Consider the following 14591-nt stretch of genomic DNA (forward strand, 5'->3'; position numbering starts at 1 on the left):
TGTTTTTCAACGCCTTCATTTATAAGCAGTTTTTTTTAGGCACGGGTATTGCTACAGCCCTCGCAACGTTCCGTTTAACTGACGGTCAGCCAAGCGAGAGAACACAATGCCCCACGCCCAGATGTCTTCTGCCTCCAATGTCGAGGGGCTACCGCCGTCCGTAGAGCAGGCGAGCCGTCAGGGTCTTGAGCAGGCGTTCGCGCTGTTCAACCAGATGTCCAGTCAGTTGACCGACTCTTACAGCATGCTTGAAGCCCGGGTTACCGAACTCAAGGGCGAGCTGGCGGTGGTCAGTGCCCAGCGCATGCAGGAGCTGGCCGAAAAAGAACGCTTGGCCAACCGTCTGCAAAACCTCCTTGATCTGTTGCCCGGTGGCGTCATCGTGATCGACGGCCACGGCATGGTTCGCGAAGCCAACCCGGCGGCGATCGACCTGTTGGGGTTGCCGCTGGAAGGCGAGTTGTGGCGCCACGTCATCGCCCGTTGCTTCGCCCCGCGTGAAGACGACGGTCATGAAATCTCTCTGAAAAACGGTCGACGCCTGTCGATTGCCACGCGCTCGCTGGATGCCGAGCCGGGGCAATTGGTGCTGCTCAACGACCTGACAGAAACCCGCCACCTTCAAGCTCAATTGGCGCGCCATGAGCGCCTGTCATCGCTGGGGCGCATGGTCGCCTCGCTGGCCCATCAGATCCGCACGCCGTTGTCCGCCGCGTTGCTCTACGCCAGTCATTTGACTGAGCAGGAATTGCCAGTCGCCACCCAGCAACGTTTCGCTGGCCGCCTCAAAGAGCGTTTGCATGAGCTGGAGCATCAGGTGCGCGACATGCTGGTGTTCGCCCGTGGCGAGCTGCCCCTGACCGACCGCATCACCCCGAATGCCTTGATGCAGGCGCTGCAAGCGGCGGCGCTGACCCATGTGCAGGATTTGCCCATTCGTTGGCAGTGCGACAGTCATGTCGGCGAATTGCTGTGCAACCGCGACACCCTGGTCGGGGCGATTCTCAATCTGATCGAAAACGCGATTCAGGCCAGCGACGGCAACGTGCGCCTGAAAGTGCATTGCTACACCCGCGACAACAGCCTGCGCCTGTGTGTCAGCGACAGCGGCAGCGGCATCGAGCCGCTGGTGCTCGAGCGTCTCGGCGAACCGTTTTTTACCACCAAAGTGACCGGCACCGGGCTTGGCCTGACCGTGGTCAAGGCAGTGGCGCGAGCGCATCAGGGAGAATTGCAGCTGCGCTCGCGGGTCGGGCGCGGCACGTGCGCGCAGGTGATCCTGCCGCTGTTTTCCGCTGTACAGGGAGCTGAGTAAACGTCATGGGCATCAAGGTTTTGCTGGTCGAGGATGACCGCTCGTTGCGCGAAGCGCTGGCCGATACGCTGTTGCTGGCGGGCCACGACTACCATGCAGTCGGCAGCGCCGAAGAGGCGTTGCAGGCGGTCGAGCGCGAAGCGTTCAGTCTGGTGGTCAGCGACGTCAACATGCCCGGTATGGATGGCCATCAACTGCTCGGTTTGCTGCGTGCGCGGCAGCCGCAATTGCCGGTGCTGCTGATGACTGCGCACGGCGCGGTCGAGCGTGCGGTCGATGCGATGCGTCAGGGCGCGGCGGATTATCTGGTGAAACCGTTTGAGCCCAAAGCGCTGCTTGACCTCGTTTCGCGCCATGCCTTGGGCAGCATCAGCACCACAGATTGCGAAGGTCCGGTGGCGGTCGAGCCGGCCAGTGCGCAGTTGCTCGAACTGGCGGCGCGGGTGGCGCGCAGTGATTCCACGGTGCTGATCTCCGGCGAGTCCGGCACCGGCAAGGAAGTGTTGGCGCGTTACATCCACCAGCATTCCCATCGTGCCAATCAGCCGTTCATCGCGATCAACTGCGCGGCGATTCCCGACAACATGCTCGAGGCCACGCTGTTCGGTCACGAGAAGGGCTCGTTCACCGGCGCCATCGCGGCCCAGGCCGGCAAGTTCGAACAGGCCGATGGCGGTACCATTCTGCTCGACGAAATTTCCGAGATGCCCCTGGTCCTGCAAGCCAAGTTGCTGCGGGTGCTGCAGGAGCGTGAAGTCGAGCGCGTGGGGGCGCGCAAGCCGATCACCCTGGATATTCGCGTGGTGGCGACCACCAACCGTGATCTGGCCGGCGAAGTGGCGGCGGGGCGATTCCGTGAAGACCTTTTTTACCGTCTGTCGGTTTTCCCCCTGGCCTGGCGTCCACTTCGCGAGCGCACTGCCGATATCTTGCCGCTGGCCGAGCGGTTACTGAGCAAGCACGTCAATAAAATGAAGCATGCGGCGGCGAAACTTTCGCCAGAAGCCCAGGCTTGCCTGACCCACTACCCGTGGCCGGGCAACGTGCGTGAGCTGGATAACGCGATTCAACGGGCGCTGATTCTGCAGCAGGGCGGCTTGATCCAGCCGCAGGATTTCTGCCTGACCGGCGCAGTGACCTACACCGCGGCGCCAGTGCAACCGCTGGTGCGCGAAATCGAAGTCGAGGCCGAATCCGCCGGTGCGCTGGGCGATGACCTGCGGCGCCGGGAGTTCCAGATGATCATCGACACCCTGCGCACCGAGCGTGGCCGGCGCAAGGAGGCTGCGGAAAAGCTCGGTATCAGCCCGCGTACCCTGCGTTACAAACTGGCGCAGATGCGCGATGCCGGGATGGACGTCGAAGGCTATCTGTTCGCTACCTGAAACTCGCCGCGAACAATGTGGGAGCGAGCCTGCTCGCGAAGAGGGTGTGTCATTCGAAGCTTGTGTGCCTGACACTGCGCCTTCGCGAGCAGGCTCGCTCCCACAGTTTTTGCAGTGTTTGTAGTTGAGCCACAGCCTCTAGCCGCTTTTATGAAACAAGACCAGCCGAGCTGGCACCCTTGTTGCTAACACCTGTGTACCCGCCGAGTGAGTGTCAAAAAATTGCGGGCCGCCCAAGAGAGTAGACCATGAGCCAAGGTATTGAATTCAATCGGTTGATGATGGACATGAAGGCCATGAAAATGGACGCCATGGCCACGCCGAAATCGACTGCCGCCGTCCCTGAACTGGCAGGCAGCAGCTTTTCCGACATGCTCGGTCAGGCCATCAACAAAGTCAGCGATACTCAGCAGGCGTCGACTCAGTTGGCCAACGCATTTGAAATCGGCAAGAGCGGCGTCGATCTGACGGACGTGATGATCGCCTCGCAGAAAGCCAGCGTGTCGTTCCAGGCTCTGACCCAGGTGCGCAACAAACTGGTTCAGGCTTATCAAGACATCATGCAGATGCCGGTTTAAGGGCGAGATTGAGTCATGGCAGAAGCAGTCGCCGATAACGTTCCGGCCAAGGCCACCCCGATAGACGGCAAACCGCCGCTGTTCGGCCTGTCCTTCCTGGAAAACCTCTCCGAGATGACCATGCTGCGTCAGGTGGGCCTGTTGGTCGGCCTGGCTGCGAGCGTGGCGATTGGCTTTGCCGTGGTGCTGTGGTCGCAGCAGCCGGATTACCGTCCGTTGTACGGCAGCCTTGCCGGCATGGACGCCAAGCAGGTCATGGACACCCTGGCCTCCGCCGACATCCCTTACACCGTCGAGCCGAACTCCGGCGCCTTGCTGGTCAAGGCTGACGACCTGTCCCGTGCGCGGATGAAACTCGCGGCCGCTGGTGTCACTCCCAGCGACGGCAACATCGGTTTCGAAATCCTCGACAAGGAACAAGGTCTGGGCACCAGCCAGTTCATGGAAGCGACGCGTTACCGTCGCGGCCTCGAGGGCGAACTGGCGCGCACCATCTCCAGCCTGAACAACGTCAAGGGCGCTCGCGTGCACCTGGCGATTCCGAAGAGCTCGGTGTTCGTGCGTGATGAACGCAAGCCAAGCGCTTCGGTACTGGTCGAGCTGTACTCCGGGCGTTCGCTGGAGCCGGGTCAGGTGGTGGCGATCATCAACCTGGTGGCGACCTCCGTGCCTGAATTGAGCAAATCGCAGATCACCGTCGTCGATCAGAAGGGCAACCTGCTCTCCGATCAGGCGGAAAACTCCGAAATGACCATGGCCGGCAAGCAGTTCGATTACAGCCGCCGCATGGAAAGCATGCTTACCCAGCGCGTGCACAACATTCTGCAGCCGGTATTGGGCAACGATCGCTACAAGGCTGAAGTGTCGGCCGACATCGATTTCAGTGCCGTCGAATCCACCGCCGAGCAGTTCAACCCGGACCAACCGGCGTTGCGCAGCGAGCAGTCGGTCAACGAACAACGCACCGCCAGCAATGGCCCGCAAGGTGTGCCGGGTGCCCTGAGCAACCAGCCGCCAGCGCCGGCCTCGGCCCCGCAAACCACCGGTGGCGCGCAAGGCTCTACCGGCATGATTCAACCCGGTCAGCCACTGGTCGATGCCAACGGTCAGCAGATCATGGACCCGGCCACCGGCCAGCCGATGCTCGCGCCGTACCCGGCGGACAAGCGTCAACAATCCACCAAGAACTTCGAGCTCGACCGTTCCATCAGCCACACCAAGCAGCAGCAGGGTCGCCTGAATCGTCTGTCGGTGTCGGTGGTGGTCGACGATCAGGTCAAGGTCAACGCGGCCAACGGTGAAACCACCCGCGCGCCGTGGAGCGCCGATGAACTGGCGCGCTTCACCCGCCTGGTGCAGGACGCGGTCGGCTTCGATGCCAGCCGTGGCGACAGCGTCAGCGTGATCAACATGCCGTTCTCCGCCGAGCGCGGTGAAGTGGTCGCCGATATTCCGTTCTACTCCCAGCCATGGTTCTGGGACATCGTCAAACAAGTGCTGGGTGTGTTGTTCATCCTGGTGCTGGTGTTTGGTGTGCTGCGTCCGGTGTTGAACAACATCACCGGCGGCGGCAAAGGCAAGGAGCTGGCCGGTCTGGGCAGCGACGTGGAACTCGGTGGCATGGGCGGCCTGGATGGCGACCTGGCCAACGACCGCGTGAGCCTCGGTGGTCCGCAGAGCATTCTGTTGCCGAGCCCGAGTGAGGGTTACGACGCACAACTGAATGCAATCAAGAGCTTGGTGGCCGAGGATCCGGGTCGCGTGGCTCAGGTCGTGAAAGAGTGGATTAACGCAGATGAGTGATAACCGAGCCGCAACCGTCAAACTGAACAAGGTCGACAAAGCCGCGATTCTGCTGCTGTCCCTGGGTTCGACCGATGCCGCGCAAGTGCTGCGCCATATGGGCCCGAAAGAGGTTCAGCGGGTCGGTGTGGCCATGGCCCAGATGGGCAACGTCCATCGCGAGCAGGTCGAGCAGGTCATGAGCGAGTTTGTCGACATCGTCGGCGACCAGACCAGCCTCGGCGTCGGCTCCGACGACTACGTGCGCAAAATGCTCACCCAGGCGCTGGGCGAAGACAAGGCCAACGGCCTGATCGACCGCATCCTGCTCGGTGGCAACACCAGCGGCCTCGACAGCCTGAAATGGATGGAGCCGCGCGCGGTTGCCGACGTGATCCGATATGAACACCCGCAGATCCAGGCGATCGTGGTTGCGTACCTCGACCCGGATCAGGCCGGTGAAGTACTCGGCAACTTCGACCACAAGGTGCGTCTGGACATCATCCTGCGCGTCTCGTCGTTGAACACCGTGCAACCGGCGGCGTTGAAAGAGCTGAACCAGATTCTCGAGAAGCAGTTCTCCGGCAACTCGAATGCCTCGCGCACCACCCTGGGTGGCATCAAGCGTGCGGCGGACATCATGAACTTCCTCGACAGCTCGATCGAAGGCCAGCTCATGGACTCGATCCGCGAAGTCGACGAAGACCTGTCCGGTCAGATCGAAGACCTCATGTTCGTGTTCAACAACCTCGCCGACGTCGACGACCGCGGCATCCAGGCGCTGTTGCGCGAAGTGTCCTCCGACGTGCTGGTGCTGGCCCTCAAGGGTTCGGACGAAGGCGTCAAAGAAAAGATCTTCAAGAACATGTCCAAGCGTGCCGCCGAACTGTTGCGCGACGACCTCGAGGCCAAAGGCCCGGTGCGCGTCAGCGACGTGGAAACCGCGCAGAAAGAAATCCTCACCATTGCCCGTCGCATGGCCGAAGCCGGCGAAATCGTGCTCGGTGGCAAGGGCGGCGAGGAAATGATCTAAGCCCATGGACAAGCATGACGAGTCAGTGACGGATCTGATCCGCGCCCGCGATGTCCGTGGTTTCGAATCCTGGGCGCTGCCCAGCTTCGATCCGCCAAAACCGGAACCCGAGCCGGAACCGGAGCCCGAGCCGCCGGAAATGGAAGAAGTGCCGCTGGAAGAAGTCCAGCCACTGACCCTGGAAGAACTCGAAAGCATCCGTCAGGAGGCTTACAACGAGGGCTTTGGCATCGGCGAGAAAGAGGGTTTTCACAGCGCCACGCTCAAGGTGCGTCAGGAAGCCGAAGTGGCGCTGGCGGCGAAACTGGCCAGCCTCGAGCAACTGATGACCCACCTGTTCGAGCCAATTGCCGAGCAAGACACTCAGATCGAAAAGTCGCTGGTCGACCTCGTGCAACACATCACCAGACAGGTGATCAAGCGCGAGCTGGCCATCGATTCCAGCCAGATCGAACACGTCATGCGCGACGCGCTCAAGCTGCTGCCGTTGGGCGTGGAAAACGTGCGTCTGTACGTCAATCCGCAGGACTTCGAGCAGGCCAAGGCCTTGCGCGAGCGTCACGAGGAATCCTGGCGCATCGTCGAAGACGACTCGCTGCTGCCGGGCGGTTGCCGGGTTGAAACCGAGCACAGCCGCATCGACGCCAGCATCGAGACCCGCGTGACCCAGGTCATGGCCAAGCTGTTCGACCAGTTGCACGAACAGGCTCTGCACCCGGCTGCGCCGGACCTGAGTCTGGACATTCCTGAAGAAAGCCAACTGGCGACTGCGCCTGAAGAGCCGCTCACGGACACCCCCGATGCGCCTTGAACGCACCAGTTTCGCCAAGCGCCTCAGCACCTATGCCGACGCCACTGAAATCGCCGGCGCGCCGATTCTCGAAGGCCGCCTGCTGCGCATGGTCGGCCTCACCCTCGAAGCCGAAGGCCTGCGCGCCGCCATGGGCACGCGCTGCCTGGTCATCAATGACGACAGCTATCACCCGTCCCAGGTGGAAGCGGAAGTCATGGGTTTTTCCGGCAGCAAAGTCTTCCTGATGCCGGTCGGCAGCGTCGCCGGTATCGCCCCGGGCGCCCGTGTGGTGCCGCTGGCCGAAACCGGTCGCCTGCCGATGGGCATGAGCATGCTCGGTCGCGTCCTCGATGGGGCCGGACGCGCGCTGGACGGCAAGGGTGGGATGAAGGCCGAAGACTGGGTGCCGATGGACGGCCCGACCATCAACCCGCTCAACCGCGACCCGATTCACGAACCGCTGGACGTCGGCATCCGCTGCATCAACGGTTTGCTGACGGTCGGGCGTGGTCAGCGTCTGGGTCTGTTCGCCGGTACCGGTGTCGGTAAATCGGTGCTGCTGGGCATGATGACCCGCTTCACCGAGGCCGACATTATCGTCGTCGGTCTGATCGGTGAGCGGGGTCGAGAAGTTAAAGAGTTCATCGAGCACATCCTCGGTGAAGAAGGCCTCAAGCGTTCGGTGGTCGTCGCCTCACCGGCGGACGATGCGCCGCTGATGCGTCTGCGCGCGGCGATGTACTGCACGCGCATCGCCGAGTATTTCCGCGACAAGGGCAAGAACGTCCTGTTGCTGATGGATTCGCTGACCCGTTTCGCCCAGGCCCAGCGGGAAATCGCTCTGGCCATCGGCGAGCCACCAGCGACCAAGGGTTATCCGCCCTCGGTGTTCGCCAAACTGCCGAAACTGGTGGAGCGCGCCGGTAACGCGGAGAAGGGCGGCGGTTCGATAACTGCGTTCTACACCGTATTGTCCGAAGGCGATGACCAGCAGGATCCGATTGCCGACTCGGCGCGAGGCGTGCTCGACGGCCACATTGTGTTGTCCCGGCGTCTGGCCGAGGAAGGGCATTACCCGGCCATCGACATCGAAGCGTCGATCAGCCGAGTGATGCCGGCCGTGGTTTCGGCGGAGCACATGCAGCGCGCGCAGTACTTCAAGCAGCTGTGGTCGCGCTATCAGCAGAGCCGCGATCTGATCAGTGTCGGCGCTTACGTTGCCGGCGGCGACCGCGAGACCGATCTGGCGATCTCGCTGCAACCGCAACTGACCCGCTACCAGCGGCAGGGGCTGAACGACAAGATCAACATGGGCGAGAGCCAGGCTTACCTCGAAACCCTGTTCGCGCCTGCGGCGGGCGGGTAACCGGCCATGGCCGTGAGCCGAGCTGCGCGTCTGGCACCGGTGGTTGAAATGGCCGAACAGGCCGAGAAAACCGCCGTGCAACGCCTGGGTTACTTTCAGGGTCAGGTCAAAGTGGCAGAAAGCAAACTCGCCGACCTCGACGCCTTTCGTCTGGATTATCAGGAACAGTGGATCGTGCGCGGCAGCGACGGGGTTTCCGGGCAATGGCTGCTGGGGTATCACGGCTTTCTGGCGCAACTGGACACCGCGATCGACCAGCAGCGGCAAAGCCTGGTCTGGCACCAGAACAACCTGATCAAGGCGCGGGACGCCTGGCAGGAGGCGTTTGCCAAGGTCGAAGGCTTGCGCAAACTGGTGCAGCGCTACCGCGAAGAAGCGCAACGCCTCGAAGACAAACGTGAGCAGAAGCTGCTGGACGAGTTGTCGCAGCGTTTGCCGCGTCACGATCCTTTCTGACCAGACGCCGCAAAACCTCCTGTGGGAGCGAGCCTGCTCGCGAAAGCATTCGTTCAGTTGACGGAGATTTTGACCGGGAAGACGCTTTCGCGAGCAGGCTCGCTCCCACATAGGTTCTGCGTTGAGCCTTGCCCCAACCCTGTCCAGGTGCTAAACCTTGTACACGTTCGTCAATGACAAGGAAGCCAGTCAATGTCAGTCGTTACAGAAGTCTCTCCGGATGGTCAAAAACTGACGATTTCGGTCAGGGGGCGGTTCGATTTTGGGCGCCATCAGGAATTTCGCGAGTCCTATGAGCGGCTTAACAGAAAACCCGACTCCATCGTGGTTGATCTGAAAGATGCCACCTACCTCGACAGCTCCGCGCTGGGCATGCTGCTCCTGCTGCGTGATCATGCCGGCGGCGACGACTCGGACGTGCGCGTGATCAACAGCAACTCCGACGTGCGCAAGATTCTCGCCATCTCCAATTTCGACAAACTGTTCGACATCAGTTGACGGCCATGCAGGCGCAAGACCCGCTGACGATCCTGATCGCCGAAGACAGCGCCGCCGACCGGCTGCTGTTGTCGACCATCGTCCGCCGTCAGGGCCATGAAGTGCTGACCGCCGCCAATGGCGCCGAAGCGCTGGAGGTATTTCGGCGTCAGCCACCGCATCTGGTGCTGATGGACGCGATGATGCCGGTGATGGATGGCTTCGAAGCGGCGCGGCAGATCAAGGCGCTGGCGGGGGAAACCCTGGTGCCGATCATCTTCCTGACTTCGCTGACCGAAAGTGAAGCGCTTGCCCGTTGTCTGGAGGCGGGTGGCGACGACTTTCTGGCGAAGCCCTACAACCAGGTGATCCTCGCCGCCAAAATCAAGGCGATGGATCGCTTGCGCCGCTTGCAGGCCACGGTCCTGCAGCAGCGTGACCTGATCGCCAAGCATCACGATTACCTGCTCAATGAACAGCGCGTGGCCAAAGCGGTGTTCGACAAGGTTGCGCATTCGGGTTGCCTGAGTGCGCCGAATATTCGTTATCTGCAATCGCCCTATGCATTGTTCAACGGCGACCTGCTGCTGGCAGCCTACACCCCGGCCGGCGACATGCATGTGTTGCTCGGTGATTTCACCGGCCACGGCTTGCCGGCAGCGGTGGGGGCGATGCCGCTGGCCGAAGTGTTTTACGGTATGACTGCCAAGGGCTACGGTCTGGCCGAAACCCTGCGCGAGATGAACGCCAAGCTCAAGCGCATCCTGCCGGTGGACATGTTCTGCTGCGCGACCATGCTTTGCCTGAGCTTTCAGCGTCGCACGGTGGAAGTGTGGAACGGCGGCATGCCCGACGGCTATCTGCACCGCATCGCCACGGGCGAACGGCTGCCGCTGGCGGCGCGCCACTTGCCGTTGGGTGTGCTCAGTCCGCAGGCGTTTGACGATCGCACCGAAGTGCAGGCCATGGCGGTCGGGGATCGAGTGTTCCTGCTGTCAGATGGCGTGATCGATACCACTGACGCCGAGGACCGGTTGTTTGGTGTCGAGCGTTTGCAGCAACTGTTCGCCGCCAATCGCGAGCCGGACAACCTGTTCGCCGAGATCGAGCAGGCCTTGCACGCATTTCGCGGCGAGCCCCGCGACGATGTGAGCATGGTTGAGATCAGCTTGCTGGAGGCGGCGCATGTCGTGCCGTCGGCACCGGTGTATTCCGACAGTGGCCAATCCTGTCCACTGGACTGGTCGGTAAGTTTCGAGTTTCGCGGGGCGACGCTCAGGCGCTTCAATCCGTTGCCGTATCTGCTGCAATTGTTGCTGGAGGTGCATGGTTTGCGCACGCAGGGAGGCGCGATCTACAGCGTGCTCGCCGAGTTGTACTCCAATGCGCTGGAGCACGGCGTGTTGGGTCTCGATTCCAGCCTCAAGCGCGATGCGGCTGGATTCGCCCGCTACTATGAGATGCGCAACGAGCGGCTCGAAGCCCTGCAGGACGGTTATGTGCGCGTGCATCTGCAAGTGAAACCGCAAGGTGCCGGAGGCTGCCTGGTCATTCGCGTCGAAGACAGTGGCAAGGGTTTTGACGTGGCGCGGGTGATGGAGCGGCCGCTGGACGATGTCCGTTTGTCGGGACGCGGCGTCAGTTTGATCCGGCAATTGGGGCATAACGCCAGTTGGTCGGACGAAGGTCGCAGTGCTTGCGTGGAGTTTTTCTGGGAGGGTTGAGGCATAATTCGCGGATTCTTGATCAAGGAGTGAACAAGTGACTGACACACATATTGATCGCGAGGCGCTGAGCGTACTGCGCGAAGTCATGGAGGAGGGTTATCCGGAGCTTCTGGATACCTTTCTGACCGATTCCGAAAGTCGCTTGGCTGAGCTGCAGAAGACGGCGGATGCCAAGGCTTTGTCGGAAGTTGCCCACAGTTTCAAGGGCAGCGCCAGCAACATGGGGGCTGTCCGGTTGGCGGCGCTCTGCCAGGAGCTGGAATCGGAAGCCAAAAATAAAAGCCCCTCGGACATTGCCAGGCTGGTGGCTGACATCAGTGGCGAGTTCGCCGATGTGCGACCTGTCTACGAAGACGAACGCCTGCACGCCCTGACCCATTGATTCCCCCCGTCCGGCGCTTTTCGCAAGCGCCGGACAAAACTGGCCCGACACTTGCACTAATCCCCGTCAACTGTACCTACGATCCCAGTGCAGCGGAGACCGTGTCATGCCTGCGACCCCCAATGTTCTTCTTCAATCTGCCGCCCAGGCCAAGGCGCAAGCTGCCGCCGCGAAAACGCCGGTCATGGCCGCAGACACCGGGGACAAGGCCTCAAGCTTCGCTCAGGTGTTCGCCGATCAAGGCCCGAAAAAGCCCCTTTCGAGCGCTGACAATTCGTTGAAACCGGCGCGCGACAAAGTTGCCGACAACAGCGACAAGAAAGATTTCGCCAAGGATAAGTCTGCCGCCACGCAACAGACCGTTGCCGATAGCGGCAATGCCTTGCCTGCCGACAAGACCGCGTCGACCACCTCCGATGATCAGGCCGCCGCTGACAAGGCTGCCGCCGATGCGGCCGCCGACAGCGCGCAGACGCCAGTGGCCGACACCCCCCCGGTGGATCCAGCGCTGGATCCGGCACTGGCGCAAACCGTGCAGCCGCTGGTGACCGCGCCGGTGGTGGCAGCGCCAGTCGCTGCAACCCCGGAGCCGGTCAAGGCTGAAACACCGGTCGTGGCCGCAACCGTCGCGCCAGCCGTGGTCAAAGATCCGGCGGCATCAGCCGATAGTGCTTTCGACCCGGCGGCCGATCCTCTCGACTCGTTGCCGGCAGTGCGCATGGCGATGGAGCAGGGCGGGCACATTTCTGCCAGCAGCCAGGCCCAACCGAAAGCTACACCGGCCCAGGCTCAGGCCGACGGTGAATTGACTGCGGCGCAAAACTTCGCCGCCGGCATGGCCAGCATGCTCGACGTGCAGGCCGACAAGGACAGCACCAGTCAAAATGGCGAAAAAGCCTTCAGCGGCCTGATTGACGATGGCCTGAAAGATTTGAAAGCTGCTACCAGCGACACCCGGGTCGACGATTTCGCCAACCGTCTGGCGGCGCTGACCCAGGCGGCCACCCCGAAAACCGCGAACGCGGTACCGGTGAATCAGCCGATCGCCATGCATCAGAGCGGCTGGACCGAAGAAATCGTCAACCGCGTCATGTACCTGTCCAGCGCCAACCTGAAGGCGGCGGATATTCAATTGCAGCCGGCAGAACTCGGGCGTCTGGATATTCGGGTGAACATGGTCCCGGACCAGCAGACCCAGGTGACCTTCATGAGCGCGCACCCAAGCGTGCGCGAAGCGCTCGATGGTCAGATGCATCGCTTGCGTGACATGTTCACCCAGCAGGGCATGGGCCAGGTCGACGTCAATGTCTCCGACCAGAGCCGTGGCTGGCAGGGTCAGCAGGGGCAGGAGCAGGCGCAGCAGGGCCAGAGTGGTCGCACCAGCGCCGCGGGTGGACGCCTTGATTCGGCGGAAGAAGAATTGGCGCCTGTGAGCGTGGCCGAAGCCGCTGCGCAAACCACCAGCGTCATTGGCAGCAGCGCCGTCGACTATTACGCCTGAGCAAACGCTGATCACCTTTGTGGGAGCGAGCCTGCTCGCGAAAGCGATATAGCAGTCGACTTCAATGTTGAATGTTAAATCGTCTTCGCGAGCAGGCTCGCTCCCACATTGGTTTGTGGTGCTGTGGATTGCAGCCTTCGGCAGCTCCTACAGGGTGTACAACTCCCATTGTAGGAGCTGCCGAAGGCTGCGATCTTTTGCTTTTGGCTCTCGGTGATTTCTTGCAGGCCCCTTCCTCCGACACTTCTGGCATAACACTTGCTCTTGCCTTGCCGTGCGACTGTGAAAACCCGATTAGTGACGGATTATTGGCATGGCGAAGAGCGAAGCAGCAGCTGTAAAAGACCCCGCGACCAAAGGCAAACTCAAGATGATCATTCTGATCGTGGTGGCTCTGCTGCTGGCGATCGGTGTGTCCGTGGGCGCGACCTGGTACTTCATGCACAGCGCTCAAAGCAAGCCTGCCGCAGCGGCCGAGGCCACTCCGGTCGGCAAGCAGCCGGCGATCTTCGAGCCGATGGCGCCGGCGTTTGTCGCCAACTACAACCAGAACGGCCGCCAGCGCTACATGCAGGTGAGCATCACCATGCTGGCGCGTAACCAGGCCGATCTGGAGGCGCTCAAAGTGCACATGCCGGTGATCCGCAACAACCTGGTGATGCTCTTCTCCGGTCAGGATTTCGCCACGCTGGCGACCCCGGTCGGCCAGGAGATGCTGCGCCAGAAGGCTACCGCCAGCGTCCAGGAAGTGGCGCAGAAAGAGCTGGGCAAAGTGGTGATCGAACAGTTGCTTTTCACTAATTTCGTACTGCAGTAGGAACACGACATGGCCGTGCAGGATCTGCTGTCCCAGGATGAAATCGACGCGCTGTTGCATGGTGTCGACGATGGTCTGGTGCAGACCGATAACGCTGCCGAACCCGGCAGTGTCAAAAGCTACGACCTGACCAGCCAGGATCGCATCGTCCGTGGACGCATGCCGACTCTGGAAATGATCAACGAGCGTTTTGCCCGTTACACCCGCATCAGCATGTTCAACATGCTGCGCCGTTCGGCGGACGTTGCCGTCGGTGGCGTACAGGTGATGAAGTTCGGCGAATACGTGCACTCGCTGTACGTGCCGACCAGCCTCAACCTGGTCAAGATCAAACCGCTGCGCGGCACCGCGCTGTTCATCCTCGACGCCAAACTGGTGTTCAAGCTGGTGGACAACTTCTTCGGCGGCGACGGCCGTCACGCCAAGATCGAAGGGCGTGAATTCACCCCGACCGAACTGCGTGTGGTGCGCATGGTGCTGGAGCAGGCGTTCGTCGATCTGAAGGAAGCCTGGCAGGCAATCATGGAAGTCAATTTCGAGTACATCAACTCGGAAGTGAACCCGGCCATGGCCAACATCGTCGGCCCGAGCGAAGCGATCGTGGTCTCCACCTTCCACATCGAACTCGATGGCGGTGGCGGTGACCTGCACGTGACCATGCCGTACTCGATGATCGAGCCGGTACGCGAGATGCTCGACGCCGGTTTCCAGTCGGACCTCGACGATCAGGACGAGCGCTGGGTCAACGCCCTGCGTCAGGACGTGCTCGATGTCGACGTGCCGATCGGCGCCACCGTGGCCCGCCGCCAGTTGAAGCTGCGCGACATCCTGCACATGCAGCCGGGGGATGTGATCCCGGTGGAGATGCCGGAAGACATGATCATGCGCGCCAACGGCGTACCGGCCTTCAAGGTCAAGATGGGCTCGCACAAAGGCAACCTCGCGTTGCAGGTGATCGAGCCGATCGAGCGGCGCTGAA

General features: G+C 61.7%; 14 protein-coding genes. All 14 read left to right on the forward strand.

Annotation, left to right across the window (positions count from 1 at the left end):
- The first annotated feature begins 121 nt into the window (after positions 1-121).
- The 14 genes from LOY52_RS07605 to fliM all read left to right on the forward strand — a co-directional run bounded on the left by LOY52_RS07605 (position 122) and on the right by fliM (position 14590).
- Positions 122-1315, forward strand: coding sequence for a PAS domain-containing sensor histidine kinase (locus tag LOY52_RS07605; protein WP_258679831.1), 1194 nt, complete (start codon positions 122-124; stop codon positions 1313-1315).
- 5 nt (positions 1316-1320) lie between these two features.
- The gene (locus LOY52_RS07610) at positions 1321-2700 is read left to right on the forward strand and encodes a sigma-54 dependent transcriptional regulator (protein WP_258678960.1); all 1380 of its coding nucleotides are present in this window, start codon (positions 1321-1323) and stop codon (positions 2698-2700) included.
- A 248-nt stretch (positions 2701-2948) separates the two neighbouring features.
- Positions 2949-3278, forward strand: a complete 330-nt coding sequence (gene fliE / locus LOY52_RS07615) for a flagellar hook-basal body complex protein FliE (RefSeq protein WP_003222869.1) — start codon at positions 2949-2951, stop codon at positions 3276-3278.
- A gap of 15 nt (positions 3279-3293) precedes the next feature.
- Positions 3294-5081, forward strand: coding sequence for a flagellar basal-body MS-ring/collar protein FliF (gene fliF, locus LOY52_RS07620; protein WP_027614236.1), 1788 nt, complete (start codon positions 3294-3296; stop codon positions 5079-5081).
- Complete coding sequence (gene fliG, locus LOY52_RS07625) at positions 5074-6093, forward strand: flagellar motor switch protein FliG (protein WP_007920042.1); 1020 nt, start codon at positions 5074-5076, stop codon at positions 6091-6093. The genes fliF and fliG overlap by 8 nt, the downstream gene beginning before the upstream one ends.
- Positions 6094-6097: 4 nt before the next feature.
- Entirely contained in the window at positions 6098-6904 is an 807-nt protein-coding gene (gene fliH, locus LOY52_RS07630) for a flagellar assembly protein FliH (protein WP_258678961.1), read from the forward strand.
- On the forward strand, positions 6894-8252 hold the full coding sequence (fliI, locus tag LOY52_RS07635) for a flagellar protein export ATPase FliI (protein ID WP_007966241.1): 1359 nt from the start codon (positions 6894-6896) through the stop codon (positions 8250-8252). The genes fliH and fliI overlap by 11 nt, the downstream gene beginning before the upstream one ends.
- A 6-nt stretch (positions 8253-8258) precedes the next feature.
- Positions 8259-8708 (forward strand): flagellar export protein FliJ, encoded by a 450-nt coding sequence (fliJ, locus tag LOY52_RS07640; RefSeq protein ID WP_007966242.1) that lies wholly within the window; start codon positions 8259-8261, stop codon positions 8706-8708.
- A 192-nt stretch (positions 8709-8900) separates the two neighbouring features.
- Positions 8901-9206, forward strand: a complete 306-nt coding sequence (locus LOY52_RS07645) for an STAS domain-containing protein (protein ID WP_007966243.1) — start codon at positions 8901-8903, stop codon at positions 9204-9206.
- Positions 9207-9211: 5 nt separating this feature from the next.
- Positions 9212-10909 (forward strand): fused response regulator/phosphatase, encoded by a 1698-nt coding sequence (locus tag LOY52_RS07650; protein ID WP_258678962.1) that lies wholly within the window; start codon positions 9212-9214, stop codon positions 10907-10909.
- A 37-nt stretch (positions 10910-10946) separates the two neighbouring features.
- Positions 10947-11294, forward strand: a complete 348-nt coding sequence (locus LOY52_RS07655; protein WP_258678963.1) for an Hpt domain-containing protein — start codon at positions 10947-10949, stop codon at positions 11292-11294.
- Positions 11295-11400: 106 nt separating this feature from the next.
- Entirely contained in the window at positions 11401-12795 is a 1395-nt protein-coding gene (locus LOY52_RS07660; RefSeq protein ID WP_258678964.1) for a flagellar hook-length control protein FliK, read from the forward strand.
- 313 nt (positions 12796-13108) lie between these two features.
- Positions 13109-13612 (forward strand): flagellar basal body-associated protein FliL, encoded by a 504-nt coding sequence (fliL, locus tag LOY52_RS07665; protein ID WP_007966247.1) that lies wholly within the window; start codon positions 13109-13111, stop codon positions 13610-13612.
- A 9-nt stretch (positions 13613-13621) separates the two neighbouring features.
- A complete protein-coding gene (gene fliM, locus LOY52_RS07670) occupies positions 13622-14590 on the forward strand; it encodes a flagellar motor switch protein FliM (protein ID WP_003222890.1) in 969 nt (322 codons plus the stop codon).
- Position 14591: the final 1 nt, after the last annotated feature.

The sequence above is a fragment of the Pseudomonas sp. B21-051 genome (assembly GCF_024748795.1).
GTDB classification, from domain to species: domain Bacteria; phylum Pseudomonadota; class Gammaproteobacteria; order Pseudomonadales; family Pseudomonadaceae; genus Aquipseudomonas; species Aquipseudomonas putida_A.

Excerpts from the sequence above, each read along its gene's own strand:
- LOY52_RS07660 (WP_258678964.1), top strand. The coding sequence starts at position 11,401 with ATGCCTGCGACCCCCAATGTTCTTCTTCAATCTGCCGCCCAGGCCAAG.
- fliM (WP_003222890.1), top strand. The coding sequence starts at position 13,622 with ATGGCCGTGCAGGATCTGCTGTCCCAGGATGAAATCGACGCGCTGTTG.
- LOY52_RS07650 (WP_258678962.1), top strand. The coding sequence starts at position 9,212 with ATGCAGGCGCAAGACCCGCTGACGATCCTGATCGCCGAAGACAGCGCC.
- fliF (WP_027614236.1), top strand. The coding sequence starts at position 3,294 with ATGGCAGAAGCAGTCGCCGATAACGTTCCGGCCAAGGCCACCCCGATA.
- fliH (WP_258678961.1), top strand. The coding sequence starts at position 6,098 with ATGGACAAGCATGACGAGTCAGTGACGGATCTGATCCGCGCCCGCGAT.
- fliI (WP_007966241.1), top strand. The coding sequence starts at position 6,894 with ATGCGCCTTGAACGCACCAGTTTCGCCAAGCGCCTCAGCACCTATGCC.
- fliL (WP_007966247.1), top strand. The coding sequence starts at position 13,109 with ATGGCGAAGAGCGAAGCAGCAGCTGTAAAAGACCCCGCGACCAAAGGC.
- LOY52_RS07645 (WP_007966243.1), top strand. The coding sequence starts at position 8,901 with ATGTCAGTCGTTACAGAAGTCTCTCCGGATGGTCAAAAACTGACGATT.
- fliG (WP_007920042.1), top strand. The coding sequence starts at position 5,074 with ATGAGTGATAACCGAGCCGCAACCGTCAAACTGAACAAGGTCGACAAA.
- LOY52_RS07605 (WP_258679831.1), top strand. The coding sequence starts at position 122 with ATGTCTTCTGCCTCCAATGTCGAGGGGCTACCGCCGTCCGTAGAGCAG.
- fliE (WP_003222869.1), top strand. The coding sequence starts at position 2,949 with ATGAGCCAAGGTATTGAATTCAATCGGTTGATGATGGACATGAAGGCC.
- fliJ (WP_007966242.1), top strand. The coding sequence starts at position 8,259 with ATGGCCGTGAGCCGAGCTGCGCGTCTGGCACCGGTGGTTGAAATGGCC.
- LOY52_RS07610 (WP_258678960.1), top strand. The coding sequence starts at position 1,321 with ATGGGCATCAAGGTTTTGCTGGTCGAGGATGACCGCTCGTTGCGCGAA.